Here is a 1593-nt window from a genome sequence, read left to right on the forward strand (position 1 = left end):
GTGGTAGCGCTCGCCGGCGCGGAAGTCGGAGTCGAGGAGGAAGCCGTCGGCGTAGGGGAGGAGCACCAGGGCCAGTTCGGGCAGGGTGGGGGCGCGCAGGACGGCGGTGGTGCCCACCAGCAGCCCGGGCTCGCCGGCGAGGAGGGGCTCGAGGCGGTCCTTCTCCTCGGCGGTGTAGCGGTAGCGGGGGAGGGAGGGGACGGCGGCTGCGAGGGCCTCCAGCAGCCACTCCACCCCCGGCCCCTTGGGCTCGAAGACCTCCGAGCGGCACTGCGGGCACAGCGGGGGGGCCTTCTCCTCGTGGCCGCACTGGTGGCACAGCAGCCGCCCGGCCCGCCCGGCGCGGTGCAGGCGCAGGGGTAGGGCGCAGTCGGGGCACATGGCCTTCCAGTCGCAGTGCTTGCAGCGCAGCACCGCGCTGTAGCCGCGCCGGGCCACCAGCACCACCGCCTGGCGCCGCTTCTCGGCCACCTGCTGCAGGAGGTTCACCGCCGCGCCCGACAGCGGCCAGCCCCGCTCCCGGCGCATGTCGAGCAGGTGCACGCGGGGCGGGGCGAGGGGCAGGGTGTGGCTGTGGCGCAGCTCCCACTCGGCCTCGAGGCTGGGCACCAGCGAGAGCGTGGTGTAGGGCACGCCCGCCAGCCTGGCCCGCAGCTCGGCCAGGTAGGGCACGAAGGCCCTCGAGCCCCCCGAGAGCTTGTAGGCGTCGTTGCCCTCCTCCACCACCACCACCCGGCGGAAGTCGAAGGGCAGCAGCAGGCCCTGGTAGGTCGAGAACACCGCGCCGCCCTGGGGCAGGCCCTCGCGGGCGCGCTGGTGGAAGACCTGCCGGCGCAGCTCGGGCGAGAGCTCGCCGTGGAAGGGGAGGGCCTGGGGGAAGTGGGGCAGGCAGCGCTTGAGCTGGGCCACCTCGGGGAAGAGCACCAGCGTGGGCCCCTCGCGCACTAAGCCGCTGAGCACCCGCAGCCGCTCGAGCCAGCGCCCCCCGCCGATGCGCTGGGCCTCGGGGGGGAAGGGCAGGGGCTCGAGCGCGCGCCCCTCGGCCCTGGGCACCTCCAGGGGCAGCTCGACGAAGGCGGCGTAGCCCTTGTCGAGCAGGCCCTTGACCACCCCGTTGCCCACCCCCGCCTGCTGGGCGAGCGCGGTCATGCTCTCGGCCTGGCCCAGCGCGTGCAGCACCTCCAGCGCCAGGCGGCCCTTGGGGGTGAGCGCGCCGTCGGGGGCCTTGAGGGGGACCAGGATCTGCCGGGCGGGGCGCTGCTCCTCGACCATCTCCTCGAGCACCCCGCCCTCGCGCAGGTAGTCCAGCAGCTTGGGGTCGAAGCCCCGCGCCTCCTGCCAGCCCTCGGCCAGGCTCTCCAGGCCCGTGGGCAGCACCGCGCGGTGCGCGCCGGGGAGCAGGCGCAGGCGGTGGCGCAGGGCGGGCTCGAGGAAGGGCAGCAGGTCGTCGAGCACGCAGCCCAGCGGGGCGAAGAGCTCCTGCGCGGCGCACTCGAGGAAGCGCAGCTCCTGGGGCCGCAGCCAGGGGTAGGGCTCGAGGCAGGCCACCGCGTGGCGCAGGGCGAAGCCCTTGCGCGCGCCGTCCTCCAGGCC

The 1593-nt window shown here is 75.6% G+C and carries 1 protein-coding gene; it reads right to left on the reverse strand.

The window, feature by feature from the left end; translation table 11 throughout:
• A partial coding sequence (locus Mterra_RS21125) for a primosomal protein N' (protein WP_119316862.1) occupies positions 1-1593 on the reverse strand: 1593 nt, incomplete at both ends.

The organism is Calidithermus terrae (assembly GCF_003574345.1).
Classification (GTDB): Bacteria; Deinococcota; Deinococci; order Deinococcales; family Thermaceae; genus Calidithermus; species Calidithermus chliarophilus.